Annotated in this window: 26 protein-coding genes and 1 pseudogene; 5 read left to right on the forward strand and 22 right to left on the reverse strand. The window is 68.6% G+C overall.

Annotation, left to right across the window (positions count from 1 at the left end; genetic code table 11):
• The 5 genes from gmk to EV137_RS33735 all read right to left on the reverse strand — a co-directional run bounded on the left by gmk (position 1) and on the right by EV137_RS33735 (position 2,911).
• Positions 1–594, reverse strand: a complete 594-nt coding sequence (gene gmk, locus EV137_RS33715; RefSeq protein WP_131339331.1) for a guanylate kinase — start codon at positions 592–594, stop codon at positions 1–3.
• A gap of 38 nt (positions 595–632) precedes the next feature.
• Complete coding sequence (mihF, locus tag EV137_RS33720; RefSeq protein ID WP_131463267.1) at positions 633–947, reverse strand: integration host factor, actinobacterial type; 315 nt, start codon at positions 945–947, stop codon at positions 633–635.
• Positions 948–1,064: 117 nt separating this feature from the next.
• The gene (locus EV137_RS33725; protein WP_238175742.1) at positions 1,065–1,439 is read right to left on the reverse strand and encodes a hypothetical protein; all 375 of its coding nucleotides are present in this window, start codon (positions 1,437–1,439) and stop codon (positions 1,065–1,067) included.
• Positions 1,440–1,558: 119 nt separating this feature from the next.
• Positions 1,559–1,936: a hypothetical protein gene (locus EV137_RS33730; RefSeq protein WP_238157461.1), complete on the reverse strand. Its 378-nt coding sequence runs from the start codon at positions 1,934–1,936 to the stop codon at positions 1,559–1,561.
• A 9-nt stretch (positions 1,937–1,945) separates the two neighbouring features.
• Positions 1,946–2,911 carry an EamA family transporter gene (locus EV137_RS33735; RefSeq protein ID WP_238175743.1) on the reverse strand — a complete coding sequence of 322 codons (966 nt, stop codon included), beginning with the start codon at positions 2,909–2,911 and terminating at the stop codon, positions 1,946–1,948.
• Positions 2,912–2,980: 69 nt separating this feature from the next.
• Between EV137_RS33735 and EV137_RS33740 the strand changes: the two genes are divergently transcribed.
• Positions 2,981–3,844 carry a LysR family transcriptional regulator gene (locus EV137_RS33740; RefSeq protein ID WP_134132165.1) on the forward strand — a complete coding sequence of 288 codons (864 nt, stop codon included), beginning with the start codon at positions 2,981–2,983 and terminating at the stop codon, positions 3,842–3,844.
• Here the strand turns inward: EV137_RS33740 and EV137_RS41185 are convergent.
• The 10 genes from EV137_RS41185 to pyrR form a co-directional block, all read right to left on the reverse strand.
• Complete coding sequence (locus EV137_RS41185; protein ID WP_238175744.1) at positions 3,814–4,059, reverse strand: hypothetical protein; 246 nt, start codon at positions 4,057–4,059, stop codon at positions 3,814–3,816. The two genes, EV137_RS33740 and EV137_RS41185, sit on opposite strands and share 31 nt — an antisense overlap.
• A gap of 28 nt (positions 4,060–4,087) precedes the next feature.
• Complete coding sequence (locus EV137_RS41190) at positions 4,088–4,579, reverse strand: hypothetical protein (RefSeq protein WP_202871268.1); 492 nt, start codon at positions 4,577–4,579, stop codon at positions 4,088–4,090.
• 417 nt (positions 4,580–4,996) lie between these two features.
• Positions 4,997–5,833, reverse strand: coding sequence for an orotidine-5'-phosphate decarboxylase (pyrF, locus tag EV137_RS33750; protein WP_134132737.1), 837 nt, complete (start codon positions 5,831–5,833; stop codon positions 4,997–4,999).
• 23 nt (positions 5,834–5,856) lie between these two features.
• Complete coding sequence (locus tag EV137_RS33755; protein WP_134132166.1) at positions 5,857–6,909, reverse strand: quinone-dependent dihydroorotate dehydrogenase; 1,053 nt, start codon at positions 6,907–6,909, stop codon at positions 5,857–5,859.
• Positions 6,902–10,207 (reverse strand): carbamoyl-phosphate synthase large subunit, encoded by a 3,306-nt coding sequence (carB, locus tag EV137_RS33760; RefSeq protein WP_134132167.1) that lies wholly within the window; start codon positions 10,205–10,207, stop codon positions 6,902–6,904. The genes EV137_RS33755 and carB overlap by 8 nt, the downstream gene beginning before the upstream one ends.
• The gene (carA, locus tag EV137_RS33765) at positions 10,207–11,340 is read right to left on the reverse strand and encodes a glutamine-hydrolyzing carbamoyl-phosphate synthase small subunit (RefSeq protein WP_134132168.1); all 1,134 of its coding nucleotides are present in this window, start codon (positions 11,338–11,340) and stop codon (positions 10,207–10,209) included. The genes carB and carA overlap by 1 nt, the downstream gene beginning before the upstream one ends.
• A complete protein-coding gene (locus EV137_RS33770) occupies positions 11,337–11,822 on the reverse strand; it encodes a PH-like domain-containing protein (protein WP_134005604.1) in 486 nt (161 codons plus the stop codon). The genes carA and EV137_RS33770 overlap by 4 nt, the downstream gene beginning before the upstream one ends.
• On the reverse strand, positions 11,819–13,111 hold the full coding sequence (locus tag EV137_RS33775) for a dihydroorotase (protein ID WP_134005606.1): 1,293 nt from the start codon (positions 13,109–13,111) through the stop codon (positions 11,819–11,821). The genes EV137_RS33770 and EV137_RS33775 overlap by 4 nt, the downstream gene beginning before the upstream one ends.
• A complete protein-coding gene (locus EV137_RS33780; RefSeq protein WP_134005608.1) occupies positions 13,108–14,046 on the reverse strand; it encodes an aspartate carbamoyltransferase catalytic subunit in 939 nt (312 codons plus the stop codon). Before EV137_RS33780 ends, EV137_RS33775 begins: the two co-directional genes overlap by 4 nt.
• Positions 14,043–14,648 (reverse strand): bifunctional pyr operon transcriptional regulator/uracil phosphoribosyltransferase PyrR, encoded by a 606-nt coding sequence (gene pyrR / locus EV137_RS33785; RefSeq protein WP_134132169.1) that lies wholly within the window; start codon positions 14,646–14,648, stop codon positions 14,043–14,045. Before pyrR ends, EV137_RS33780 begins: the two co-directional genes overlap by 4 nt.
• Positions 14,649–14,855: 207 nt before the next feature.
• Between pyrR and bldD the strand changes: the two genes are divergently transcribed.
• Positions 14,856–15,371, forward strand: coding sequence for a transcriptional regulator BldD (gene bldD, locus EV137_RS33790; RefSeq protein WP_133790468.1), 516 nt, complete (start codon positions 14,856–14,858; stop codon positions 15,369–15,371).
• Between the two features lie 252 nt (positions 15,372–15,623).
• On the opposite strand, the gene nusB is transcribed toward bldD, so the two are convergent.
• Complete coding sequence (gene nusB, locus EV137_RS33795; protein WP_134005612.1) at positions 15,624–16,034, reverse strand: transcription antitermination factor NusB; 411 nt, start codon at positions 16,032–16,034, stop codon at positions 15,624–15,626.
• A gap of 35 nt (positions 16,035–16,069) precedes the next feature.
• On the reverse strand, positions 16,070–16,633 hold the full coding sequence (gene efp, locus EV137_RS33800) for an elongation factor P (RefSeq protein ID WP_133790465.1): 564 nt from the start codon (positions 16,631–16,633) through the stop codon (positions 16,070–16,072).
• Positions 16,634–16,779: 146 nt separating this feature from the next.
• Here efp and EV137_RS33805 point away from each other — a divergent pair, with 146 nt between their 5' ends.
• On the forward strand, positions 16,780–17,613 hold the full coding sequence (locus EV137_RS33805) for a polyadenylate binding domain-containing protein (protein ID WP_134132170.1): 834 nt from the start codon (positions 16,780–16,782) through the stop codon (positions 17,611–17,613).
• A gap of 43 nt (positions 17,614–17,656) precedes the next feature.
• Here the strand turns inward: EV137_RS33805 and EV137_RS33810 are convergent, their stop codons facing one another.
• Entirely contained in the window at positions 17,657–18,160 is a 504-nt protein-coding gene (locus EV137_RS33810; protein WP_134005616.1) for a MarR family winged helix-turn-helix transcriptional regulator, read from the reverse strand.
• A 74-nt stretch (positions 18,161–18,234) separates the two neighbouring features.
• On the opposite strand from EV137_RS33810, the pseudogene EV137_RS33815 reads away from it, so the two are divergent.
• Positions 18,235–19,056 (forward strand): annotated as a pseudogene (locus tag EV137_RS33815) (EamA family transporter); the annotation flags it as partial.
• A 39-nt stretch (positions 19,057–19,095) separates the two neighbouring features.
• Here the strand turns inward: EV137_RS33815 and EV137_RS33820 are convergent.
• From EV137_RS33820 to EV137_RS33830, 3 genes are read right to left on the reverse strand one after another with little or no spacing between them, the layout of a single operon-like run.
• Positions 19,096–19,776, reverse strand: a complete 681-nt coding sequence (locus EV137_RS33820; RefSeq protein ID WP_238175800.1) for a helix-turn-helix transcriptional regulator — start codon at positions 19,774–19,776, stop codon at positions 19,096–19,098.
• 45 nt (positions 19,777–19,821) lie between these two features.
• Positions 19,822–20,259 carry a type II 3-dehydroquinate dehydratase gene (gene aroQ, locus EV137_RS33825; RefSeq protein WP_134132739.1) on the reverse strand — a complete coding sequence of 146 codons (438 nt, stop codon included), beginning with the start codon at positions 20,257–20,259 and terminating at the stop codon, positions 19,822–19,824.
• Between the two features lie 14 nt (positions 20,260–20,273).
• Positions 20,274–20,861 carry a TetR family transcriptional regulator gene (locus EV137_RS33830; RefSeq protein WP_134005620.1) on the reverse strand — a complete coding sequence of 196 codons (588 nt, stop codon included), beginning with the start codon at positions 20,859–20,861 and terminating at the stop codon, positions 20,274–20,276.
• Between the two features lie 56 nt (positions 20,862–20,917).
• Here EV137_RS33830 and EV137_RS33835 point away from each other — a divergent pair, with 56 nt between their 5' ends.
• On the forward strand, positions 20,918–22,909 hold the full coding sequence (locus EV137_RS33835) for a HelD family protein (RefSeq protein WP_134132172.1): 1,992 nt from the start codon (positions 20,918–20,920) through the stop codon (positions 22,907–22,909).
• Here EV137_RS33835 and EV137_RS33840 read toward each other — a convergent pair.
• Positions 22,906–23,991, reverse strand: a complete 1,086-nt coding sequence (locus tag EV137_RS33840; protein WP_134132173.1) for a Gfo/Idh/MocA family protein — start codon at positions 23,989–23,991, stop codon at positions 22,906–22,908. The two genes, EV137_RS33835 and EV137_RS33840, sit on opposite strands and share 4 nt — an antisense overlap.
• Between the last annotated feature and the right edge of the window lie 87 nt (positions 23,992–24,078).

A 24,078-nucleotide genomic window follows, 5' to 3' on the forward strand; every position in this document is an offset into this window, starting at 1 on the left:
TCAGGCCTTTCCAGAGATGTGGGGTGATCGAATCAACTTTACCAACTGATCGGCGGCTTCCCGAACCGAGGCGTTCACGATCGTCACGTCGAACTCCTTCTCGGCCGCCAGTTCGACGGTCGCGGTCTCCAGCCGCCGCTCCCGCTCCTCCGGCGTCTCGGTGCCGCGGTAGAGGAGACGACGGACCAGCTCGTCCCAGCTCGGCGGGGCCAGGAAGACGAACTGCGCCTCCGGCATCGTCGCGCGGACCTGGCGCGCGCCCTGCAGATCGATCTCCAGCAGGGCCGGCCGACCCGCGGCGAGCTTGTCGAGCACCGGCTGCCGCGGCGTCCCGTAGCGGGCCGCCTTGTGCACCACCGCCCACTCCAGCAACTCGCCGTCGGCGATCATCCGGTCGAACTCGGCGTCCGAGACGAACAGGTAGTGCACGCCGTGCACCTCGTTCGGCCGCGGCTTGCGGGTGGTCGCGGACACCGAGATCCAGATGTCCGGGAACCGCTCGCGGATGTCGGCCGCGACGGTTCCCTTGCCGACCGCCGTCGGGCCGGCCAGCACCGTCAACCGGGCCGGGGTGTCACCAGGGTCCGTGGTCATCGTCACACCAGTGTCCAACGAACCGGTCAGCGTCTGGCTCACTCGGCGAATTCGCGCTCGAGCGCGGCGATCTGGTTCGAGCCGAGGCCGCGCACCCGCCGCGTCTCCGAGATCCCCGCGCGCTCCATGATCTGCTGGGCGCGGACCTTGCCGACGCCCGGGATGCACTGCAGCAGCTGGCTGACCCGCATCTTGCCGATGACGTCGTTCTTCTGCCCCTCGTGGAGCACCTCCGTCGGAGACGCTCCCGAGTGCCGGATCCGGTTCTTGATCTCGGCTCGTTCACGCCGCGCCGCCGCGGCCTTGTCCAGAGCGGCCGCACGCTGCTCCGGCGTCAAAGAAGGAAGTGGCACCGTTTCACCTGTCCCGTTGTATGGCTTCGCAAGGGAACCTAACACGGGTTCAGCCCGTGATTGAGTCGTGGTGGAATCCAGGCGCGGGACAAGCGGGCGATTGGAACGATCAGTTGATCAGTTCAGTGCCGGAAGGTCGACCTTGCAGCTGTCCTTCGCCTGGCTGGTGATGTTCTTGTACGCCGTCATCACGCCGCCGGTCTGCTTGCTCAGTTCGGCCAGCTGGGCGGCGTCCGTACCGGCCTTCTTGGCCTTCTCCGCGAACGTGACGACGACACCCCAGTCGTCCTTCACGTCCTTCGGCGCGGACTCCTGGAGCTTCTTCGCCTCGTCCAGGATCTTCACGTAGTCGACCGGCTTCTGCGGGTCGACGTCGACTGCCTTGGCGGCGTACTTGGCGAGGTCCACGCAGTACGCCTGCTCGTCGGTGCAGGCAGTCAGCACACCAGCGGTTGCGGCCATGGTCGCGAGAACGGCGAGAGAGCGCTTCACGACGTTCACGCTACAGGTAGGCGGGACTACGGGGCGAAACCGCGGCCTGGCACGCGCTGGTGGGACGGAACGGGCAGAGCCGTCCCACCAGGCTGCGCCGGCGGCAGGCCAACGACAGGTCAGCTACCGGAACCCGGCAGGTCGATCTTGCAGGTGTCCTTCGCCTGCTTGGTGATCGCGTCCATCGCCGGCTGGATCTTGGAACCGTCGGACTTGGCCAGCTCCATCAGCTTGTTCGTGTCACCCTTGGCGTCCTGCGCCTTCTCGGCGTAGTCGATGACAGTCTTCCAGTCGTCCTGCAGGTCCTTCGGCGCCGACTTCGACACCTTCTTCGCCTGGTCCAGCATCTTGCCGACCGCGTCGGAGTCCTTGATGTCCAGGTCCTTCGCCGAGTCGACGTAGCCCTTCAGGTCTCCGCAGTAGTCGCCGCCCGAGCAGGCCGTCAGGGCGCCAACACTCATCGTCACAACGGCCGCGAGGGCTGCCAGCTTCCGCATCGTGTTCCTTCACTGTGTCGCGCGGGAAGTCAGTGGCTCCCCGTCCGCCGACACCTTTCCGAACGCCGGGGTCACCGCGAGCTCCGGCACGCCGTGAAGAACGTCGCACCCGCCGACTGGAACCCGGTTGTGATGTAGCGCGTCGCCACCGAAGGAGATGGCCACCGCGTTCGCGGAAACGATCACGACGATCGCCAGCCAGTCCAGCATCGCCAGCTGCTGGTGCAGAACGACCAGCCCGACGAGTGCCGCGAGTACCGGATTCACGCTCATGAACACACCGAAGAAGTGCGCCGGGACGCGGCGCAACGTCAACAAATCAACGAGGAACGGCACGGCCGACGACAGCACACCGGCCACCAGCGCGTACGACGCTGCGGCGAACGTCGGTGGGTGATGCAGCAGCACGACCACGCCGATCGGGACGTATGCGAGTCCCGACAACCCTGCCGCTGCGGCCGAACCGGTTGCGCCAGGCAACTCTCGCCCGACCTTCCGGTTCAGCAGGATGTAGAACGCCCAGCACAGCGCGGCGAGCAGACCCAGCCCGATCCCCAGGTAGTCCGTCGTTGCCTGCGGGCGGGCCAGCAGGACGACTGCGGGCGCGGCGACGAGGGCGCAGGCCAGGTCGAGCACGCGCCGCGACCCGAGGAGCGCAACGGCCAGCGGACCCAGGAACTCCAGCGTGACGCCGAGACCCAGGCCGACGCGGTCGATGGCCGTATACAGGGACAGGTTCATCACGGCGAAGACCGCCGCCAGCCCGACGACCAGGCGCCACTGCGGGGCGGTGATCGACCGCAGCCGCGGTCTCCCGATCGCGAGCAGCAGGATCGCCGCGACCCACTGCCGGATCGCCACCACGCCCGCCGGCCCGATCACCGGGAACGCGAGCGCCGCCACCGACGCACCGACCTGCGTCGACAGCCCGCTCCCGAGCATCATCACCACACCGACCAACCGTTCTCGCCTCACGACCACGAGCGTCCGCCCGACGCGGACCCGCGCAAAATGCATCGGGCCGCCGATCTATACGCTGGAGTCATGGATATCCGGCAGCTGCGGTGCCTGGTGGAGATCGTCGACTCGGGTACGTTCACCGACGCCGCGATCGAGCTGGGGATCTCCCAGGCCGCGGTGTCCCGCAACCTGCTGGCCCTCGAACGCGAACTCGGCGTGCGCCTGCTGCACCGAACCAGTCGCTCACTCACCCCGACGACGGCCGGTGTCCGGGTGCTTGCGCGGGCGCGGCACATCCTCGCGGAGATCGACGAGCTCGTGAGTGAGGCGACGAGTGGTCACACGCGTCTGCGGGTCGGCCACGCGTGGTCGGCGTTCGGGAGCCGCACCCGCGAGTTCCAGCGCCGGTGGGCGGCGGAGCATCCCGGCATCGAGCTGCAGCTGATCCGCACCAACACCGCGACCGGCGGGCTCGCCGAGGGCCTGTGCGATCTCGCGGTCGTCCGCAGTCAGTTGGAGCTGCGGCGATTCGGGCACGTGTTGCTGACACGGGAACGGCGGTACTGCGCTCTGCCCGCCGACGACCCGCTGGCTCGCAAACGGTCGTTGATGCTCGACCAACTGCGGGACCGGACTCTTGTGATCGACCGGCGTACCGGGAGCACCACGGCCGATCTCTGGCCGGAGAGCGCCCGCCCGGTACTCGAGTACACCCAGGACGTCGACGACTGGCTGGCCGCGATCGCGTCCGGGCGGTGCGTCGGCGTGACGCCGCAGGCGACCTCGACGCAGTACCGGCGGGACGGGGTCGTGTACCGCCCGCTGCGGGACGCGCCGCCGGTCGACGTACACCTGATCTGGCATCGCGAGGACCCGCATCCGGCGGCGCGGGCGGCCGTCGACCTGTTGATCGCGCTCTACCGGGAGTCGAGCAGCCCGAACAGCTGACGACGGTCCGCCACTCGCCACAGCACACTGCGGACCTGCTCGATCCCGCCGACCGGCCAGCGCTCCAGGAGCCGCCGTACCTCTGGATCCTGGATATCGGCAGTGAGCGCGTCGATGAAGTCACCCCAGACGACCTTGAACGGCCGGTCGCACATCCGTACGACGCCGAGCTCGACCGGCGTGGTGATCGCGAGCTGATTGTGCAACTCCCCCACGGCTCGGTACGCGGCGGAGAGCGCTTCCTCACGTTCCTCCCAGCTCTCCGCCCGCAACACCTCGCGGCACAGGGGCCCGATCGACGGACCGCAGGACAGCCGGCCGAAGGCGGTCCCGAACGAGCCGATCGCGGACGTCCTGCAGCCCGAGGTCGTCGTGGAACACCGCGCCCGCGGTCATTATCAACAGCACATGCTCCGGAAACGTGAACCAATCCGAAACAGTCGGCTCCCGTACGGCGTCCCAGCCGAGCTGCTGCTGGAAATACCCACGGATCGTGTGCACCTCGACAAATGCCGCCCGCCCGTCGAACTGCTCCGGAACGTCCGGCGCCAACTCGACCCCGTCCTCCACGAATAGCACCACGCGCGCTTCACAGTTGTGATCGGTCGACATCGCGTCGTCGTACCCGAGCACCTCCGACCCACGTCCCAGCAACCCCGCACTGTGCGGCACGTCGACTACCGGCCCGACAACCTCGCTGTAGAACCTGCGGCACAACTCCAACCCCGAACCCATGCCGACGAAGATCGCATACCCGGCCTTGTTCTGCAGCTCGACAGGACATGTCGGGTTCCTCGGCCCGATCGGGCACGCCGCTGAGCGTGGCGGGCACCGACAGTGGACACATACGTACTGTCGAGCCGCAGATCCGCCACGCAGACGCCACGACTCGGCGCGATCCCGGACAATGCAGGCGTTCGGCACACCGGAGTTCGGGGAGCGCCGTCAGCAGAGGCGGGGGTCGGCCGGCGCGGCGACGGCGGGGAGTCGGGACAGGCACTGGTGACTAGGAACAGGCAATACCAGGTCCCGACGCACGACTACCTGTCGTACGACCCCCGATCGGGTTGATCACCACGCACACATCGGCCAGGAGAGCCGGTTGGCCCCTGAGATGGTGGGGCGGGACAGGTTCCGTGGCGCGGTTAGGCGTTAGTACCCCAGCACCGTCCGGTAGGCGTCGTTCGTGCGCGCGGCCGCGTCCTGGAGGGCCGTGGCGTCGGGACCGGCTCCGAGAATTTCCCGGGAGCTGGAGGGTACGACGTTGCGCACCGCGGACCCGAAGACCTCGATGAGCCCCTCGGCCGTGCCGCCCTGGGCGCCGAGGCCCGGTGCGAGCAGCGGTCCGTTGATGTCCAGGTTCTCATCGGTGGAACTGATGGTGGCCCCAACAACCGCACCGAAGGAACCGAGGCCGTCCGCGTCGGCGTTCAACGCGCGCAGACCGTCGAGGACCGCGCCGGCGACCGTCGGACCGTCCGCGGTGCGGGCCGACTGGAACTGCGGGCCTTCCGGGTTCGAGGTGAGCGCGAGGACGAACAACCCCGCCCCCGCCTCCCGGGCCTCGTCGATCGCAGGCTGCAGCGACCCGAACCCGAGGTACGGGCTGACCGTCAGCGCATCACACGCCAGCGGCCCCTTCTCGGCCAGGTACGCCGACGCGTAGCCGGCCATCGTCGAACCGATGTCACCGCGTTTCGCGTCGATGATCACCAGCGCCCCGGCCTCCCGCAGCCGGATCGTCGCCTGCTCCAGCACGGCGATCCCGGCCGACCCGAAGCGCTCGAAGAACGCGGACTGCGGCTTGAACACCGCGACCCGGTCGGCGAGCGCGTCCACGACGCCGTACGTGAACGAGGCCAGGCCCTCCGCGGTGTCGGGCAGACCCCAGGTGTCGAGCAGGTGTGCATGCGGGTCGATGCCGACGCACAACGGCCCGCGCGTGTCCATCGCTGCCCGCAACCGGGTCCCGAACGGTTTGCTCCGCATGTCGCTCCCGAAGGTCTCGTTGCTCAAGGCAATCTCCTGTTGATCTGCCGGATCAGCCCCGGCCCGCGATAAATCAATCCTGTGTACACCTGGACGAGGCTCGCGCCCGCGTCGAAGAGCCGGGCCGCGTCCGACGGTTCCACGATCCCCCCGACTCCGATCACGGGGAGTGCTCCCCCGGTTTCCGCGTGGATGTGCGCGACGACCTTCGCCGACATCTCGGCCAGCGGCCGCCCGGACAAGCCGCCGGTCTCACCCGCCAGCGGATGCCCCGAGACGCCCGCCCTGTCGATCGTCGTGTTGGTGGCGATGATCCCGGCGACGCCGGTGCCGGTGCAGACCTGGAGGAGCTCGTCGATCGCCGACGTGGTCAGGTCCGGCGCGATCTTCACCAGGATCGGCTTCGGAGCCAGCCCGGCGACGGTCAGCGAGGCCGCTTCGGCGTGCAGCGCGGTCAGCAATTCGCGGAGGTGGCCTGCGTCCTGGAGAGAGCGCAATCCCGGCGTGTTCGGCGAGGAGACGTTGACCGCGAAGTAGTCGCCGTACCGGTAGAGGCGGCGCAGTGAGGTCACATAGTCCTCGATCGCCTCCTCCAGTGGTGTCACCTTCGACTTCCCGATCGAGATGCCGAGCGGGTAGCCCAGGTCGCCGTACGCCGCCAATCGCGCGGCCAACGCCTCGCTGCCGAGGTTGTTGAAGCCCATCCGGTTGATGACCGCCTCGTGCTCGACGAGGCGGAACAACCGAGGCTTCTCGTTGCCCGGTTGCGGATGCGCCGTCACGGTGCCGACCTCGACGAATCCGAACCCGATCGCGGGCCACGCGCGAAGGGCGATCCCGTTCTTGTCCATGCCGGCCGCCAGGCCGACCGGTGACGGGAACCGGATCCCGAAGACCGTACGAGCCGAGGCCGAGTGGCCGCGACGAGCCGGGACGCCGAACAGGCGGGACCCGGCCGCGGCGGCGCCCGGTATGCGCCCCAGGAGGCGCATACCGTTCAGCGTCTGCTCGTGGGCGACCTCCGCGTCACCGCGACCCAGCCGGTACAGGACCGGCCGGACCACTCGCCTATACACCGCGGATCCTCGGCACCCAGTCCTGCAGCGACCGGACGCCGATGTCGCCGGCGCGCTGCGCCTCGATCCCCTGCACCGCGGCCGCGAGCCCCTGCACGGTGGTGATGCACGGGATGTTCCGCGCCACCGCCGCGCTGCGGATCTCGTACCCGTCGATCCGCGGCGAACCGCCCTGGGTGATCCCGATCGGCGTGTTGACGATCAGGTTCAGCTCGCCGTCCTGGACCATCTGGACGATCGTCGGCTCACCGTTCGGGCCGGGGCCCTGGCTGCTCTTGCGGACCGTGACCGCCTCGACGCCGTTGCGCCGCAGGACGTCGGCCGTGCCTTCGGTCGCGTAGATCTGGAAGCCGAGATCTGCCAGCCGCTTGACCGGGAAGATCATGTGCCGCTTGTCCCGGTTCGCGACCGACACGAACACCTTGCCGTTGATCGGCAGCGGCTGCGACGCCCCCGCCTGCGACTTGGCGAACGCCGTACCGAACGTGTCGTCGATGCCCATCACTTCGCCGGTGGACTTCATCTCGGGCCCGAGCACGGTGTCGACCGACGAACCGTCGATGGTCCGGAACCGGTTGAACGGCATCACGGCCTCCTTGACCGCGATCGGCGTCGTCGGCGGCAGCGTCCCGCCGTCCCCGGTAGCCGGCAGCAGACCCTCGCCCCGCAACTCAGAAATAGTTGCCCCGAGCATCACCCGGGCCGCGGCCTTGGCCAGCGGTGTCGCGGTCGCCTTCGACACGAACGGCACCGTCCGGGACGCCCGCGGGTTCGCCTCCAGCACGTAGAGGACGTCGCCGGCGAGCGCGTACTGGACGTTCAGCAGGCCCCGTACGCCGACTCCGCGCGCGATCGCCTCGGTCGAGCGACGGATGTTCTCGATGTCCGCGTTCCCGAGCGTGATCGGCGGCAGCGCACAGGACGAGTCGCCGGAGTGCACGCCGGCCTCCTCGATGTGCTCCATCACGCCGCCGAGGAACAGTTCCTCGCCGTCGAACAGCCCGTCGACGTCGATCTCGACCGCGTCGTCGAGGAACCGGTCGATCAGCACCGGGTGCTCCCACGAGCCCGAGCCGGCGCTCAGCCGGTCCAGCGCCGCGGTCAGCTCGGCCGAGCTGTAGACGATCTCCATCCCGCGACCGCCCAGCACGTACGACGGCCGGACGAGCACCGGGAACCCGATCTCCTCGGCGACGGCGTGGGCCGCCTCGGCCGACATCGCCGTACCGTGCTTCGGCGCCGGCAGCTTCGCATCCGCGAGCACCTTGCCGAACGCGCCGCGCTCCTCCGCCAGGTGGATCGCCTCGGGCGAGGTCCCGACGATCGGTACGCCGGCGTCCGCGAGGCGCTGCGCCAGCCCGAGCGGCGTCTGGCCGCCGAGCTGGACGATCACGCCGGCGACCGGTCCGGCCTGCAACTCGGCGTAGACGATCTCGAGCACGTCCTCGCAGGTGAGCGGCTCGAAGTACAGCCGGTCGGAGGTGTCGTAGTCGGTCGAGACCGTCTCCGGGTTGCAGTTCACCATCACCGTGCAGTAGCCGGCCTCGCGCAGCGCCATCGACGCGTGCACGCAGGAGTAGTCGAACTCGATCCCCTGGCCGATCCGGTTCGGCCCGGAGCCGAGGATCAGGACGGCGGGGGTGTCACGCGGTGCGACTTCGGTCTCCTCGTCGTACGACGAGTAGTGGTACGGCGTCTCGGCCTTGAACTCGGCCGCACAGGTGTCGACCGTCTTGTAGACCGGCCGGATCCCGAGCGCCTGCCGGACACCGCGGACGACGTCCTCGGTCAGGCCGCGGATCTCGGCGAGCTGCAGGTCGGAGAACCCGTGCCGCTTGGCCAGCTTGATGACGTCGGGCGTCAGCCGCGGCGCGGCCGCAACCTGGAGACCGGTCTCGTGGATCAGGTACAACTGGTCCACGAACCACGGGTCGATCTTGGTCGCGTCGAAGATCTGCTCCGGCGTGGCACCGGCGCGGATCGCGTCCATGACGATCCGCAGCCGGCCGTCCTGCGGCGTCCTGATTGCCTCCAGCAACGGCTCCAGCTCGCTGGCGGGCTGGCCGGCCCAGGAGAACCGGGCCTCCGGCTTCTCCAGCGACCGCAGCGCCTTCTGCAGCGCCTCGGTGTAGTTCCGGCCGATCGCCATCGCCTCGCCGACGCTCTTCATGTGCGTGGTCAGCGTGGCGTCCGCGGCCGGGAACTTCTCGAACGCGAACCGCGGCACCTTCACCACCACGTAGTCCAGCGTCGGCTCGAAGCTGGCCGGCGTCTGCCGGGTGATGTCGTTCGGGATCTCGTCCAGCGTGTAGCCGATGGCGACCTTGGCGGCGATCTTCGCGATCGGGAAGCCGGTCGCCTTCGACGCCAGCGCCGACGAGCGGGACACCCGCGGGTTCATCTCGATGACGATCAGGCGGCCGTCGTCGGGGTTGACCGCGAACTGGATGTTGCAGCCGCCGGTGTCGACGCCGACCTCACGGATGATGCCGATCGCGAGGTCCCGCATCACCTGGTACTCACGGTCGGTCAGCGTCATCGCCGGCGCGACCGTGACCGAGTCGCCGGTGTGCACGCCCATCGGGTCGACGTTCTCGATCGAGCAGATGATCACGACGTTGTCGGCCTTGTCGCGCATCACCTCCAGCTCGTACTCCTTCCAGCCGAGGATCGATTCCTCGATCAGCACCTCGGTGGTCGGGCTGGCCTGCAGTCCGGCGCCGGCGATCCGGCGCAGGTCCGCCTCGTCGTAGGCCATCCCGGAGCCGACGCCGCCCATCGTGAACGACGGCCGCACCACCAGCGGGTAGCCGAGCTCGGCGGCCGCACCCATCACATCGTCGAGCGTGTGGCAGATCCGGGAACGCGCTGTTTCCGCACCCAGCTTCTCGACGATCTGCTTGAACGACTCCCGGTTCTCGCCGCGCTGGATCGCGTCGACGGACGCGCCGATCAGCTCGACGCCGTACTTCTCCAGTACGCCGTTGTCGTGCAGGGCGATCGCCGCGTTCAGCGCGGTCTGCCCGCCGAGGGTGGCGAGCAGCGCGTTCGGGCGCTCCTTCTCGATCACCTTCTCGACGTACTCCGGGGTGATCGGCTCGACGTACGTGGCGTCGGCGAACTCCGGGTCGGTCATGATCGTGGCCGGGTTGGAGTTCACCAGGACGACCCGGAACCCCTCCTCCTTCAGCACCCGGCAGGCCTGGGTCCCGGAGTAGTCGAACTCGCAGGCCTGGCCGATCACGATCGGTCCGGATCCGATCACCAGGACCGAATCGATGTCTGTCCTGCGCGGCATCAGTTCCGCCCTTCCATGAGCTCTACGAACCGGTCGAAGAGGTACGCCGAGTCGTGCGGACCGGCCGCCGCCTCCGGGTGGTACTGGACCGAGAAGGCCAGCACGCGGCCGTCCTTGCCGGTCAGCTTGAGTCCTTCGACGACGTTGTCGTTGAGCGAGACGTGGCTGACTTCCGCCGTTCCGTACGGCGTCTCCACCGTCTCGCCGATCGGCGCGTCCACCGCGAACCCGTGGTTCTGCGCGGTGATCTCGACCTTGCCGGTGGCCCGGTCGAGCACCGGCTGGTTGATCCCGCGGTGCCCGTACTTGAGCTTGAACGTGCCCAGTCCGAGCGCCCGTCCGAACACCTGGTTGCCGAAGCAGATCCCGAAGTACGGCTTCCCCCGCTGCAGCAGTTCCTTCAGCAGCGTGGTCGGGTGCTCGGTGGTCTCCGGGTCGCCCGGGCCGTTGCTCATGAAGATGCCGTCCGGGTTCACCGCGAGGATCTCGTCCAAAGAGGTGTTCGCAGGCATCACGTGGACCTCGATGCCGCGCTCGGACATCCGCTTCGGCGTCATCGTCTTGATCCCGAGGTCGAGCGCGACCACCGTGAAGCGCTTCTCCCCCTCGGCCGGTACGACGTACGGCAGATGCGTCGTCACCTCCGACGCGAGGTCGGCGCCGACCATCGGCGGCTGCTCGAGGACCTTCTGGAGCAGCTCGGCGGGGTCCAGGATCTCGGTGGAGATCCCGGCGCGCATCGCGCCACGCTCCCGCAGGTGCCGGGTCAGCGCGCGGGTGTCGATCCCGGAGATCCCGACGATCTGCTGGCCCTTCAGCTGGTCGTCGAGCGATCGCTTCGCGCGCCAGTTCGACGGGACCCGGGCCGGGTCGCGGACGACGTACCCGGCGACCCAGATCTTCTGCGACTCGTCGTCCTCGTCGTTGATCCCGGTGTTGCCGATGTGCGGCGCGGTCTGGGTGACGATCTGCCGGTGGTACGACGGGTCGGTCAGTGTCTCCTGGTAACCGGTCATCCCGGTGGTGAACACCGCCTCGCCGAACGTGGATCCGGTCGCGCCGTACGACGTACCGGCGAACGACCGGCCGTCCTCGAGAACGAGCAGTGCCGATTGATGGGCCGGCTGGCTCATTGTGCTCCGATCAAGGTCGAGATGGATGCGGTCAGGGCGGCGGTGTCGGCCTTACGACGCGGACGGAACCCGGTGTCGAGCTCACGGCCGTCGTGGGTCCAGGTGACCACGACCAGGCCGGACTTCTCCGCGGTCACCTTGCCGGCGATCCCACGGTCGGTCCGGACCCCGGTCAGGTGGTCCGCGGGGATGAAGACATCCGCCGCGCCCTGCCGGTGGAAGATCAGGCCGGCCTCACTGACGGCCAGGTCCGCGGTGGCGCGGACGCCCAGTTCGTGCACGGCGATCCGGTCCATCCAGTCGCCTGCGCTCGTCGTCGCGACGTAAACACCCTCCACGCCGCGGGTCGTCTCTTCTGGCGCCGTGGGCAGGGGCGCCAGGTCGGCCTGCCGGGCCTGGCGGTTCCGCCAGCCCCGGTACATGCCGAAGTAGCCCGCTGCCAGTACCAGCAGCGTGCCGAGAATGCCGAGGAACGCCCTCACCGGGTGAGCTCACCGTCCAGGACGGTCGGCGTACCGCGCAGGAACGTCGCGACCACCTTGCCGGGCAGCGTCATCCCGTCGAACGGCGTGTTCCGCGACAGCGACACCGACTCGTCCGGTACGACGGTCCGCTCGACCCTGGGGTCGTAGAGGACGACGTTCGCCGGCGCACCGGCCTCCAGCGGGCGGCCGTGCTCGGCGGCCTGACCGATCGCGGCCGGCCGGTAGCTCATCCGGTCCGCGACGTCGGCCCAGGTCAGCAGCTTCGTGTCGATCATCGCCTGCTGGACCACCGAGAGAGCTGTCTCCAGGCCGGTCATCCCGAACGCGGCAGCGCTCCACTCGCAGTCCTTGTCCTCGACCGGGTGCGGCGCGTGATCGGTGGCGACGATGTCGATCGTGCCGTCGGCCAGGCCCTCGCGGACCGCCTCGACATCCTCCTTGGTGCGCAGCGGCGGGTTCACCTTGTAGACCGGGTTGTAGGACGCGGCGAGCTCCTCGGTCAGCAGCAGGTGGTGCGGGGTGACCTCAGCGGTCACCTCAAGCCCGCGGCGCTTCGCCGCGCGGACGATCTCCACCGAGCCCTTCGTGGACAGGTGGCAGACGTGCAGCTTCGACCCGACGTGCGCGTTCAGCAGGATGTCGCGGGCGATGATCGCCTCCTCGGCGACACTCGGCCAGCCGGTCAGGCCGAGAACGCCGGAGAGCGCCCCCTCGTTCATCTGCGCGCCCTGCGTGAGCCGCGGTTCCTGTGCGTGCTGAGCGATCACACCGTTGAACGCCTTCACGTACTCGAGCGCGCGGCGCATCAGCGCGGCGTCCCAGACACAGTCGCCGTCGTCGGAGAACACCCGGACCCGGGCCGCGGAGTCCGCCATCGCGCCGAGCTCCGCGAGCTGCGTGCCCTTCCGTCCGACCGTGACCGCGCCGATCGGGTACACGTCGGCGTACCCGGCGTCGCGGCCGAGGCGCCAGACCTGCTCGACCACACCGGCGGTGTCGGCGACCGGGTCGGTGTTCGCCATCGCGAAGACCGCGGTGAAGCCGCCCTTCGCGGCCGCACGGGTGCCGGTGAACACCGTCTCGGCGTCCTCCCGGCCGGGCTCGCGCAGGTGCGTGTGCAGGTCCACGAGACCCGGCAGCGCGACCAGCCCGTGCGCATCGATCGTCTGCGCGTCGGCGGGCGCGTCGAGACCGGAGCCGATGGCAACGATCTCGCCGTTGTCGATCAGCAGGTCCGCTTGGTCACCGCCAACGATCCGTGCGCCGGTGATCAGGTATGCGGTCATGCCGTTTGCTCCTCGGTCTCGTTGCTTCCAGATAGCAGCAGGTACAGGACGGCCATCCGGATCGCCACGCCGTTGGTGACCTGCTCGACGATCACGGAGCGGGTGGAGTCGGCGACCTCGGCGCTGATCTCCATCCCGCGGTTCATCGGCCCGGGGTGCAGCACGATCGCCTCGTCCGGCAGTTGCGCCATCCGGTTCTTGTCCAGGCCGTAGCGGCGCGTGTACTCGCGGGCGCTCGGGAAGAACGCGTCGTTCATCCGCTCCCGCTGCACCCGCAGCATCATCACCGCGTCGCTCTTCGGCAGCACCGCGTCGAAGTCGTACGACGTGGCGCACGGCCACCTGCTCATGTCGACAGGCACCAGCGTCGGCGGGGCGACCACGGTGACCTCGGCGCCGAGGGTCGAGAGCAGCAGCACGTTCGACCGCGCGACCCGCGAGTGCAGGACGTCGCCGACGATCGTGATCCGGCGGCCCTCCAGCGAGCCGAGGTGCCGGCGCATCGTGAACGCGTCGAGCAACGCCTGCGTCGGGTGCTCGTGCGTGCCGTCGCCGGCGTTGACCACCGACCCGGTCATCCAGCCCGACTTGGCCAGCAGGTGCGGCGCACCGGACGATCCGTGCCGGCAGACGACGCCGTCGGCACCCATCGCCTGCAGGGTCAGCGCGGTGTCCTTCAGGCTCTCGCCCTTGCTCAGGCTCGAGCCCTTCGCGGAGAAGTTGATGACGTCCGCGGACAGCCGCTTGGCGGCTGCCTCGAACGAGATCCGCGTCCGGGTGGAGTCCTCGAAGAACAGGTTCACCACGGTCCGCCCGCGCAGCGCGGGCAGCTTCTTGATCGGGCGGTCGGCCAGCGACCGCATCTCCTCGGCGGTGTCGAGGATCAGCTGCGCCTCGTCGCGGCTCAGGTCCGCGGCGCTCAGCAGGTGCTTCATGCCTTCACCCCAGTCGGCGCCTTGTCGGCGATCAGTACGGCGTCCTCGCCGTCGAACTCGGTCAGGTGCACGGTGACCCGCTCGACCAGGGAGGTCGGCAGGTTCTTGCCCACGTAGTCGGCGCGGATCGGCAGCTCGCGGTGGCCGCGGTCGACCAGGACGGCCAGCTGGACGGCGCGCGGGCGGCCGATGTCGCCGAGCGCGTCGAGGGCCGCGCGGATCGTCCGGCCGGAGAACAGCACGTCGTCGACGAGCACCACGACCTTGCCGTCGATACCGTCTGCCGGGATGTCGGTGTGTTCGAGGCCGCGTGGTGGTTTGAGACCGATGTCGTCGCGGTACATGGTCACATCGAGTGATCCCGTGGGCACGCTCTGCCCCTCAACGGCCTGGATCCGGGCCGAGACGCGTTGCGCGAGCGGGACTCCACGGCTGGGGATGCCGAGCAGGACGACCGGGTCGGCGCCGCGGTTCCGCTCGAGGATCTCGTGGGCGATCCGGGTCAGTGCCCGGGAAATGTCGGAAGCGTCGAGGACCTCGCGGCTGCTGCGTTTCGGCGGCTGCGAAATCTCGGGGTGCTCTGCACGCTGGGCAGGGCTCATCGCTACCGTTCCTCCTTTCCCGCCTCTCTGGACGGGTCTTTAAAGGACGTTCGGACCGCTTGACATGGTATCGGATGTGACACGCCGTCTTGACGCTGGCCTCCGGCCCAGAATATTGTTACTCTGTGTAATCGAGGGGGGTTTCACTATCGGGCCCGTTCCCTGCGGGGCCGGACATGACGAAACTAGTCGGAGGGAAGAACCAGCGTGCCGAGCGAATACGCGAAGACACTGGGTGGCAAGCTACGTGCCATCCGCCAGCAGCAAGGTTTGTCGCTGCATGGCGTGGAAGAGAAGTCCAAGGGTCGCTGGAAGGCGGTTGTCGTCGGCTCGTACGAGCGCGGCGATCGAGCCGTCACGGTCCAGAAGCTCGCGGAGCTCGCCGATTTCTACGGCGTGCCGATCCGTGAACTGCTCCCTGGGTCCGCCAGCGCGGCTGCCGCGGCTGCCGCTCCTCCCCGGTTGATCCTCGACCTGGAGGCCCTGCAACACCTCGACGCGAGCGAGGCCGGTCCGCTGACGCGGTACGCGGCCACGATCCAGGCTCAGCGTGGGGACTACAACGGAAAGGTGCTGTCGATCCGTCAGGACGACATGCGGACGCTCGCGGTGATCTACGACGAATCGCCGACGACGCTGACCGAGCGCTTCATCTCCTGGGGTGTACTGAACCCGGAGGCGAAGGGTGACGTCGAGGAAACGTCCGAGGCCGCCGGCGCCTGACGCCTGAGAAGGCAGCAATCTGGCGAAGGCACCAGACGGTCGGGGCTTGTAGCAGCTGGCCCACGGCCGCCCGCCTTCCTCAGCAGACGGAACAGAGCACCACCAACGCAGTGCAACGCAGGACAACGCAGCACCAAGCGGCAGGTGCCACCTCACCGGCCGCACACGGGGACGCAACGGCGGCCCGGGACCGTACCGAGACGGTCACCGGGCCTGAGAGAGGGCTCGCCCCCCTCACTTCCCAGCAGCGATTCAGACGCCCAGTGTGGGCTTCAGCTGCAGCAGTCTGGCCAGCAGGCCGTTGACGAACGTCGGGGACTCGTCGGTCGACAGGTCCCGCGCCAGCGCGACCGCCTCGCTCACCGCGACCACGTCCGGCACCTGGTCGTCGAACAGCAGCTCGTAGGTGCCGATCCGCAGGATGTTCCGGTCGACGGCCGGCATCCGGTCCAGCGTCCAGCCGACCGAGTGGGTCTCGAGCAGGTCGTCGATCTGCTCGCTGTGTTTCGCGACCCCTTCGACCAGCGCCACGGTGAACTCGTTCACCGGCGGATCGTTGTCGGCCACCCGGTCAGCCAGGGTGCCGCCGACCGGCAACCCCCTGACCTCCGACTCGAACAGCACGTCGAGGGCGCGCTTGCGGGCCTTGCTCCGGGCAGACATCTTCTGTTGTCGACTTTCCCTAGAGGTTGCGCTGCTCAGGAGGTGACGCGGCCGAGGTAGTCCCCGGTGCGGGTGTCGACCTTGACCTTCTCGCCGGTGGTCAGGAAGAGCGGGACCTGGATGTCGTAGCCGGTTTCCAGCTTGGCCGGCTTGGTGCCGCCGCTGGAGCGGTCGCCCTGCAGACCCGGCTCGGTGTACTCGACCGTGAGCTCGACCGAGGCCGGGAGCTCGACGTACAGCGGAAGCTCGTCGTGCACCGCGACGATGGCGTCCTGGTTCTCCAGCAGGAAGTGCACCGCGTCGCCGACCACCTCGGGCGTCAGCTGCAGCTGGTCGTAGGTGCTCTTGTCCATGAAGACGTACGACGTGCCGTCGTTGTACAGGTACGTCATGTCACGCTTGTCGACCGTGGCCACGTCGACCTTGACGTCGGCGTTGAACGTCTTGTCGACCACCTTGCCGGACAGCACGTTCTTCAGCTTGGTCCGGACGATGGCGCCGCCCTTGCCCGGCTTGTGATGCTGGAACCACACGACGGACCACAGCTGTCCGTCCAGGTCGAGCACCATGCCGTTCTTGAGGTCGTTCGTCGATGCCACGCGGGTATGCCCTTCGAAATCGATCAGCGGTAACGACAAATTGTAGCGGTGACTACCGCATTCCTCCGATTCGTGCGTTCGGCCGGACCCCGGGGGCCGTACGCTGGAGCTCCGGATCGTCCATCGAGGTGCCAGGAGGCCGGCTGATGACGGGGTTCGTGATCTTCGTCGTGGTGATGATCGTGGTCGGCCTGATCAACAAAGCCAAGCAGCAGTCCGGCGGCGGCAACGCCAAGCAGAACGCCCGGATGCAGGCGCTGATCGAGCGCATCCAGGCCCAGCAGGGCGGCAACCAGCCGGTCCAGTTCCAGGGCCAGTTCACTCAGGCCGCCGGGCCGGGTGGACCACCTCCGGCGCCGATACCAGGGCAGATGCAGACCGGGAGTGCGCAGGGCAGTCAGCAGGCCGCGGCCGTTCTTCAGCAACTCCTGCAGAACGGGCGGCAGCCACGACACATGGGCGAGCGGAACTCCCCCGGCCAGGCGGCACAGCAGCCCGCCTTCGGTACGCCGTACCAGCCGCCGGCGCAGTTCCAGCCCTCGCAGCATCCGGTGCAGTACAACCCGGGGCCGTACCAGCCGCCGGCGCATCGCCCGCAGCAGAACAACCTGCCGTCGACGAAGCAGGACCTGGACACCAGGGTGCGGGACCTGATGAACGCGGGCAACGAGGTCGGCGCGATCCGGTTGCTGAGTGACGAGCGTGAGATGGGGATCCTCGAGGCGCAGAAGTACGCTCGCACCTTGGTCGCGCCGCCGGCCGCTCAGCAGGGTGCCGACGTACCGGATGAGCCTGATGAGGAGCGGTACGTCGGTTCGGCGGCGTTCGCGGAGTCGATCTTCAACGTCAACGACCGTGACGAGAACGTGTGGGCCAGCGGCTGGGTCGACGTACCTGAGCCGGAGGATCGCTCCGACATCGAGGAGCTGTGGCAGACCGTCAGCAACCCGCCGCGGGCTACTCCTCCCACGTCACAGTGATGTAGCTGCGCGTCCGCCAATGCCGAGTCACTGCTGGCACCCGTCATGACTGGTCCCGCTTGTCCCCGAGCGACTCCAGCAGGGTCCGCAGCAGACCTGCCAGCTGCTCGCGTTCAGCCGCCGACAGTCCGGCGAGTAGCTGCGACTCGGTGTCGACATGCGTCGGCAGCACCTTGTCGATGAGCTCGAGGCCCTCGGGTGTCAGGGTCACCAGCACACCACGGCGGTCGGTTTCACTCGGCGCACGCGTCACCAGTCCGCGAGCCTCCAGCCGATCCAGCCGCTGACTGATCGCTCCCGACGTGACCATCGACGAGTGCATCAACCCGGCCGGCGTCAGACTGTGCTCGGCGTTGCTGCGCCGCAGGGTCGCCAGTACGTCGAACGACGCGCGGTCCAGGTCGTGCTTGCTGAAGTTCCGCCGCAGCTCGGCGTCGAACAGCGCGCCGAGGCGGCTCATCCGCCCGATGATGCCCATCGGCGACGGATCCAGGTCCGGCCGCCGCACACGCCACTGCTCGAGCACCAGGTCGACGTGATCTGCCATCCACTCAGCCTAGCGCCAGATCGCTTAGCGCTGAGGGACTTGTAAGTTCCTTAGCGCTGAGATACTTTATCTTAGTGCTAAGCAATCGACGCTCCACCGTCCTCCTGACCACGGCCATCGCGCCAATGCTCTGGGGCACGACCTACGTGGTGACCACCGAGTTCCTCCCGCCCCACCGCCCCCTGCTGGCCGCACTCTTGCGTGCGCTGCCGGCCGGCCTCTTGCTCGTCGCGGTCACCCGTGTCCTGCCGCGCGGCAGGTGGTGGTGGCGCTCGCTGCTCCTCGGCACGCTCAACATCGGCGCCTTCAACGCGTTCCTGTTCGTCGGTGCGTACCGGCTGCCAGGTGGCGTGGCCGCGACCGTCGGAGCGATCCAGCCGCTACTGGTCGCTTTGCTATCAGCTGGTCTGCTGCGCCAGCGCCTGTCAATGCGCACCGTTATCACTGCGCTGGCCGGCGTGTTCGGCGTCGGTCTGCTCGTGCTGCGGGCTACCGCACGACTCGACATGTGGGGCGTACTCGCAGCCGCCGGCGCTGCGGTCGTCATGGCATTCGGCGTCGTACTCAGCAAGCGCTGGACGTCACCTGCTCCCCTGCTGGCCACTACTGGTTGGCAGCTCGTCGCCGGCGGACTGGTGCTCCTACCAGTGGCCTTCCTGGTCGAGGGCGCTTTCCCCGCCTTCACACTGCGGAACCTCGCTGGCTACGCGTACTTGGCGCTGTTCGGCTCGGCAGTCGCCTATGCACTCTGGTTCCGCGGACTCCGGGAACTCGTTCCGACCGAGGTCACGTTCCTAGGACTGCTGAGCCCCGTAGTAGCGACCACAGTGGGCTGGCTGGTCCTCGCTCAGCACCTCACCGCACTGCAGGCAGTCGGCGGTCTCATCGTGCTGGCAGCCCTTGCGTTTGCACAGGTACGACCGGCAGCCCAGCGCCTAGATCAGTCCCTCGCGCAGCGCATAGGCGACGGCGTGGGAGCGGTTCCTGAGCTGCAGACGGCTGGTGACGTCGTGGAGGACGTTCTTGACCGTGCGCTCAGAGTAGGACAGCTCCCGGGCGATCTCCTGTGTGTCCTTGCCGTCGGCGACAAGTCGCAGTACCTGGGTCTCCCGGTCGGACAGACCGGTGTGGGACAGTCCTCGCGGTGCCAGCACCTGCCGCTGCATCCGCGACACCTGACCGAGCAGCCGCCCCAGCAGGTCCGGAGGCAGACTGCCGTCACCCGCGGCGGCGGCCTGCACCAGGTGCACAATCCGGTCACCGGTCGCTTCGGTACGCCGTAGTACGCCGGAGACCCCCAGCTCGACCGCTGTCATCAGCGCTTCGTCGTCGATCGTGCTGCCGATCAGCACGGTCCGGCAGCCCCGCTGCGTCGCGGCCCGCAGTACCTGAACAGCACCGGCGTCCAGCGAGTCGACGGCGACCAACGCGACCACTGGCGGTGCAATGCGCTGGTCGGCCGACTGCGCGGGTCGCTGCGCCGCCAGGTCGGCGTCACCGATCAGGCTGATCTCCGGGCACTGCCGCAGCGTGTGCACCAGCCCGAACTGCGACAGCGGGTCGAGTGCCTTGACCCAGACCGGAATACGGTGCTGCTCACCGAGCGGTTCCCCCACTTGTTGTGTCGTCACAACCATCTGATGCCCGAAAGGGCAGATTGGTTATGAATCCAGGGTGATGAGCGCGCGGAGCGCCAGCCGGTACGAGTCGAGCCCGAAGCCGGCGATGGTCCCGGTCGCCACCCCGGCGACCACACTGGTGTGCCGGAACTCCTCGCGGGTGGCCGGATTGGTCAGGTGGATCTCGATCAACGGAGCGGTCCGCTGCGCGATCGCGTCCCGCAACGCGTACGAGTAATGGGTGAACGCGGCCGGGTTCAGAACGACGGGAATCCGGCCGTCCGCGGCCTCGTGCAGCCAGCCGACCAACTCGGCCTCGTCGTCGGTCTGCCGTACGTCGACCTCGAACCCGAGTTCGGCGCCCGTCTTCTCACACACCCCGACCAGCTCGGCGAACGTCGTCGTACCGTACTTCTCCGGCTCCCGCGACCCCAGCCGCCCGAGGTTCGGCCCGTTCAGCACCAGCACCCGCCTGCTCACATCCGTCACAGCCTTCACCCTAGCGGCAGGCCGTCGAAGGCGATCTCGGCCTCGGTCACCGCGTCCAGGTAGCGGTCGGCGGCCCGCTGCCCGGCCTCGATGGCTTCCCAGTTGCGGCGGGACAGCACCCGCTGGACCGACACCGCCTGGGCGGCAAGGAGCTCGCCCGCGAGATCGCCTCCGAGGGCGGTCGCGAGGGCGTGCTGGTCGTCGTCCATGAACTGGTGCAGCCGGGTCGTGAGGGCGGGGGTACTGAAGACGAGCTTGTAGTAGGCGAGGACCTGCGGATGGTCGTTCAGGCCCGTCACCGGGTCGCGGGCGGTGAGACCGGCCATGAAGTGCTCTCGAAGCGCCTGGACCGGCGGGACCCCGGCGGCCGCGACCACCCGGGCGGACTCGTGCCGATGGTCGGCGATCCGGTGCAGGACGAGGTCCTGCTTGGTCGGGAAGTACTTGAACAACGTCGGTTTGGAGACGTTCGCCGCCTCGGCGATGTCGGTCACCGACACCTCGTCGAAGCCGCGCTTCAGAAACAGCGCGATCGCCGCCTCGGACAGGGCGTCGTGCGTCTGCTGCTTCTTGCGTTCGCGGAGTCCGGTCACAGGATCATGTTAACCTAGGCAAAAGATTGACCGAGTTAATCTTTTGTGGAGGGTGGATGAGGGACCTCGACGAGGAACGCGCGTACGCCGATCGTTGCCGGGAGGCGCTACGACGGATGGTCGCGGGCGCGCGGGAGAACGTGGTCGTCGGCGAGGACACCTGGGGCGACCGGTACACCGCCGAGCGGCTGGGCTTCTACCTCAAGACGCTGGCGCGCGACATGGGTGAGGAGGGCGACAACCCGCCGTTCTTCGGCCTGATCGCGTACGGCGACTCGGACCCGGCGGCCGGCGAGCACCGCCGCCAGACGTACTACCTCGGCCGCCGGCACATCTCGGACGCGATCGGCCGCCCGCCGATGGTGATCGACTGGCGCGCGCCGGTGTCGGCCACGTTCTACCAGGCGTCCGCCGTCGAGCCGCGCGGGATCGACACCCGCCGCCGCTTCGGCTGGTCAGGGAATCGGCTCACGAGCTTCGAGGACGAGCATCTCCAGACGGGTCTTGGTGACGGTTCTGGTGACTCGGGCAGCGAGCTCGTACGGCGGGAGATCGAGCGTGCCCGCGTGGGTCCGATGCGGGACATCGTCGCCACGATCCAGCCCGAGCAGGACACGCTTGTGCGGACCAGCCTCGACGTCTCGGTGTGCATCCAGGGCGCACCGGGGACCGGCAAGACCGCGGTCGGCCTGCACCGCGCCGCCTACCTGCTGTATGCGCACCGGTCGCGGCTCGAACGCAACGGTGTCCTCGTCCTCGGACCGAACCGGGCGTTCCTGCACTACATCTCCGCCGTACTCCCGACCCTCGGTGAAGTGGACGTTGAGCAGACCACGATCGAGCAACTGCTGGATCGCGAGGTGCGCGCGGTCGACGACCCGGTGGCGGCCGCGATCAAGCACGACGTACGGATGGCCGAGATTCTCCGGAGAGCGGTCTACGGGCGGATCGGGCGGCCGGCACAGGCGGTCGTGGTGCGGGACGAGTCGTACAAGTGGCGGGTCAATCAGCACGAGTTCGCGGAGATGGTGATCGAGGCCGAGGCCGATGCGACGACGTACCTGACCGGTCGCGAGCGGGTGATCGCACGGCTCGTCGCCGCGGTGCAACGTCAGGCCGAGGCGCGCGGGCAGAACTGCAACGGCGTCTGGCTACGGCGGATGGCGCGGGCCGTGACGCCGTACGTCGAGGAAGTATGGCCGGTGTTGAAGGCGGACGAGGTGCTGGCCGAGTATCTGAGCGATCCCGGTCAGGTGGGCCTCCTGACGGCGGACGAACAGCGAGCCATCGCCTGGTCGCGGCCGCGCAAGGCGAAGAGCGCGCGCTGGACGGCCGCGGACGCCGTACTGCTCGACGAGGTGAGCGCGTTGCTGGAGCGCTCTCCGACGTACGGCCACGTGATCGTGGACGAGGCTCAGGACCTCTCCCCCATGCAGTGCCGGGCGATCGCGCGGCGGAGCGAGCACACCTCGATCACGGTGCTCGGCGATCTTGCGCAGGGTACGACGGCTTGGGCGGCCGACGACTGGGCGACGCAGCTCAGTCACCTCGGAAAGCCCGCTGCGGAGATCGTTGCTTTGAGCACCGGGTACCGCGTCCCGGCGACCGTGGTCGAGCTGGCGAACCGCCTGCTGGACGCGCTCGCCGTCGTGGTTCCACCGACCACGTCCTTCCGCTCGGACGGTGAACTGACCATCACGCGCGTCGACGACCTCGCGGCCGCATGCGTCGAGCACATCCGCGGAGCGCTCTCTGTGGAGGGCTCGATCGGTGTCATCGCCGCCGATCACCAGTTGCCGGCGGTGAGCGATGCGCTGAAGGCGGCCGGGATCGAGACCTCGGCGGCGGACGGTGACGGGCGCGTGGCCGTCGTACCGGCGAGTCTGGCGAAGGGGCTCGAGTACGACCACGTGATCGCACTCGAGCCGGCCGAGATCGTCGCCTCCGAGACCCGCGGCCTCAACCGCCTGTACGTCGTCCTCACGCGGGCGGTCTCCCGGCTGGACATCCTGCACAGCCGGGAGCTACCGCCCGAGCTGAGGACCTAACTCCAGGGGGCGCCGGGGCCGCCCATGCGTTGTGCGTACGGCGTACCGTGGCCGAGCTCACCGCGGCGGATCGGCTTGTCGGTGAACGCGGAGGCGTAGATGGCTGCAGCGAGTTCGAGCGTGTTGCGCGCCTCGGTCAGCGTGACCGGGGTGGGTTCGCCCGCGGCCTTGGCGTCGAGGATCGCGGCGAGCTGTGCGGTGTGACCGCTCGCCACATCCGGCAGATCGGTCGACCAGGCGGTGGCGATCTCTTCGTGGCCGGGAGCAGGCGTGATCGTCCAGTCGGGGTTCTTGTACCCGTACAGGTGCTCCAGTTCGACGGTCGCGTTTTCGCAGTCGAAGCGCAGCTGGGAGGTCTGGCGCGCCGACACCAGGGAGTTCACGATCGACGCCACTGCACCGCTCTCGAACGTCACGAGCGCCATCGACACGTCCTCGGTCTGCGTGGGCCGCGCCTGCCGGGCGGCGAGTGCGGTCACCTTCTCCCACGGGCCGAGGATCGACAGCAGCAGGTCGTACTGGTGGATCCCGTGGCCCATCGTCGGACCGCCACCCTCGACGTCGAACGTACCGCGCCAGGGCACGGCGAAGTACGCGTCGTCGCGGTACCAGACGGTGTTGCACAGGGCAACCAATGGGCGCCCGAGGAGGCCGTCGGCGAGCAGTTCGCGCAGCCGGACCGCGCCGGACCCGAAGCGGTGCTGGAACACGCACGCCACCTGCGCGGCGGACTTCTCCTCCGCGGCCACGAGGGCGTCGAACTCGTCGAGCGACAGGGTCGGCGGCTTCTCCAGGTACACGTCGACATCCGCGGCGAGACACTCGGCGGCCAACGGGACGTGCGAGTTCGGCGGCGTACACAGATGGACCAGATCGACCTGGCCGGCGGCCAGCAGATCGGTCAGGCTCGCGTACGTCGCCGGGATGTTCCACTGGGCGGCGAACTCCTTCGCCCGATCCAGATCAACGTCGACGGCCGCGACCAACTCGGCCCGCTCAGGCAACGCCGCAACAGCCCGCGCATGCGAGGCGGCAATCCCTCCGGTCCCGACGATCGCGATCCGATACTTGCGCTCACTCATATGGAAAGCCCTTTCCGAGGCATCCCCAGCATCCTGCGCGCCCCACCCCCATCCCACAACCCACCGCCCACCATCTGACCACATCCG

Origin of the sequence: Kribbella pratensis, from assembly GCF_004366075.1 — a bacterium.
Lineage (GTDB): Bacteria > Actinomycetota > Actinomycetes > Propionibacteriales > Kribbellaceae > Kribbella > Kribbella pratensis.

Bases quoted from the DNA above. Each gene is read 5' to 3' on its own strand.
- gmk (WP_131339331.1), bottom strand. From the start codon at position 594: ATGACCACGGACCCTGGTGACACCCCGGCCCGGTTGACGGTGCTGGCC.
- EV137_RS33730 (WP_238157461.1), bottom strand. From the start codon at position 1,936: ATGCGGAAGCTGGCAGCCCTCGCGGCCGTTGTGACGATGAGTGTTGGC.
- EV137_RS33740 (WP_134132165.1), top strand. From the start codon at position 2,981: ATGGATATCCGGCAGCTGCGGTGCCTGGTGGAGATCGTCGACTCGGGT.
- EV137_RS41190 (WP_202871268.1), bottom strand. From the start codon at position 4,579: ATGGGTTCGGGGTTGGAGTTGTGCCGCAGGTTCTACAGCGAGGTTGTC.
- pyrF (WP_134132737.1), bottom strand. From the start codon at position 5,833: ATGCGGAGCAAACCGTTCGGGACCCGGTTGCGGGCAGCGATGGACACG.
- carB (WP_134132167.1), bottom strand. From the start codon at position 10,207: ATGCCGCGCAGGACAGACATCGATTCGGTCCTGGTGATCGGATCCGGA.
- carA (WP_134132168.1), bottom strand. From the start codon at position 11,340: ATGAGCCAGCCGGCCCATCAATCGGCACTGCTCGTTCTCGAGGACGGC.
- EV137_RS33775 (WP_134005606.1), bottom strand. From the start codon at position 13,111: ATGACCGCATACCTGATCACCGGCGCACGGATCGTTGGCGGTGACCAA.
- EV137_RS33780 (WP_134005608.1), bottom strand. From the start codon at position 14,046: ATGAAGCACCTGCTGAGCGCCGCGGACCTGAGCCGCGACGAGGCGCAG.
- pyrR (WP_134132169.1), bottom strand. From the start codon at position 14,648: ATGAGCCCTGCCCAGCGTGCAGAGCACCCCGAGATTTCGCAGCCGCCG.
- nusB (WP_134005612.1), bottom strand. From the start codon at position 16,034: ATGTCTGCCCGGAGCAAGGCCCGCAAGCGCGCCCTCGACGTGCTGTTC.
- EV137_RS33805 (WP_134132170.1), top strand. From the start codon at position 16,780: ATGACGGGGTTCGTGATCTTCGTCGTGGTGATGATCGTGGTCGGCCTG.
- EV137_RS33810 (WP_134005616.1), bottom strand. From the start codon at position 18,160: ATGGCAGATCACGTCGACCTGGTGCTCGAGCAGTGGCGTGTGCGGCGG.
- EV137_RS33835 (WP_134132172.1), top strand. From the start codon at position 20,918: ATGAGGGACCTCGACGAGGAACGCGCGTACGCCGATCGTTGCCGGGAG.
- EV137_RS33840 (WP_134132173.1), bottom strand. From the start codon at position 23,991: ATGAGTGAGCGCAAGTATCGGATCGCGATCGTCGGGACCGGAGGGATT.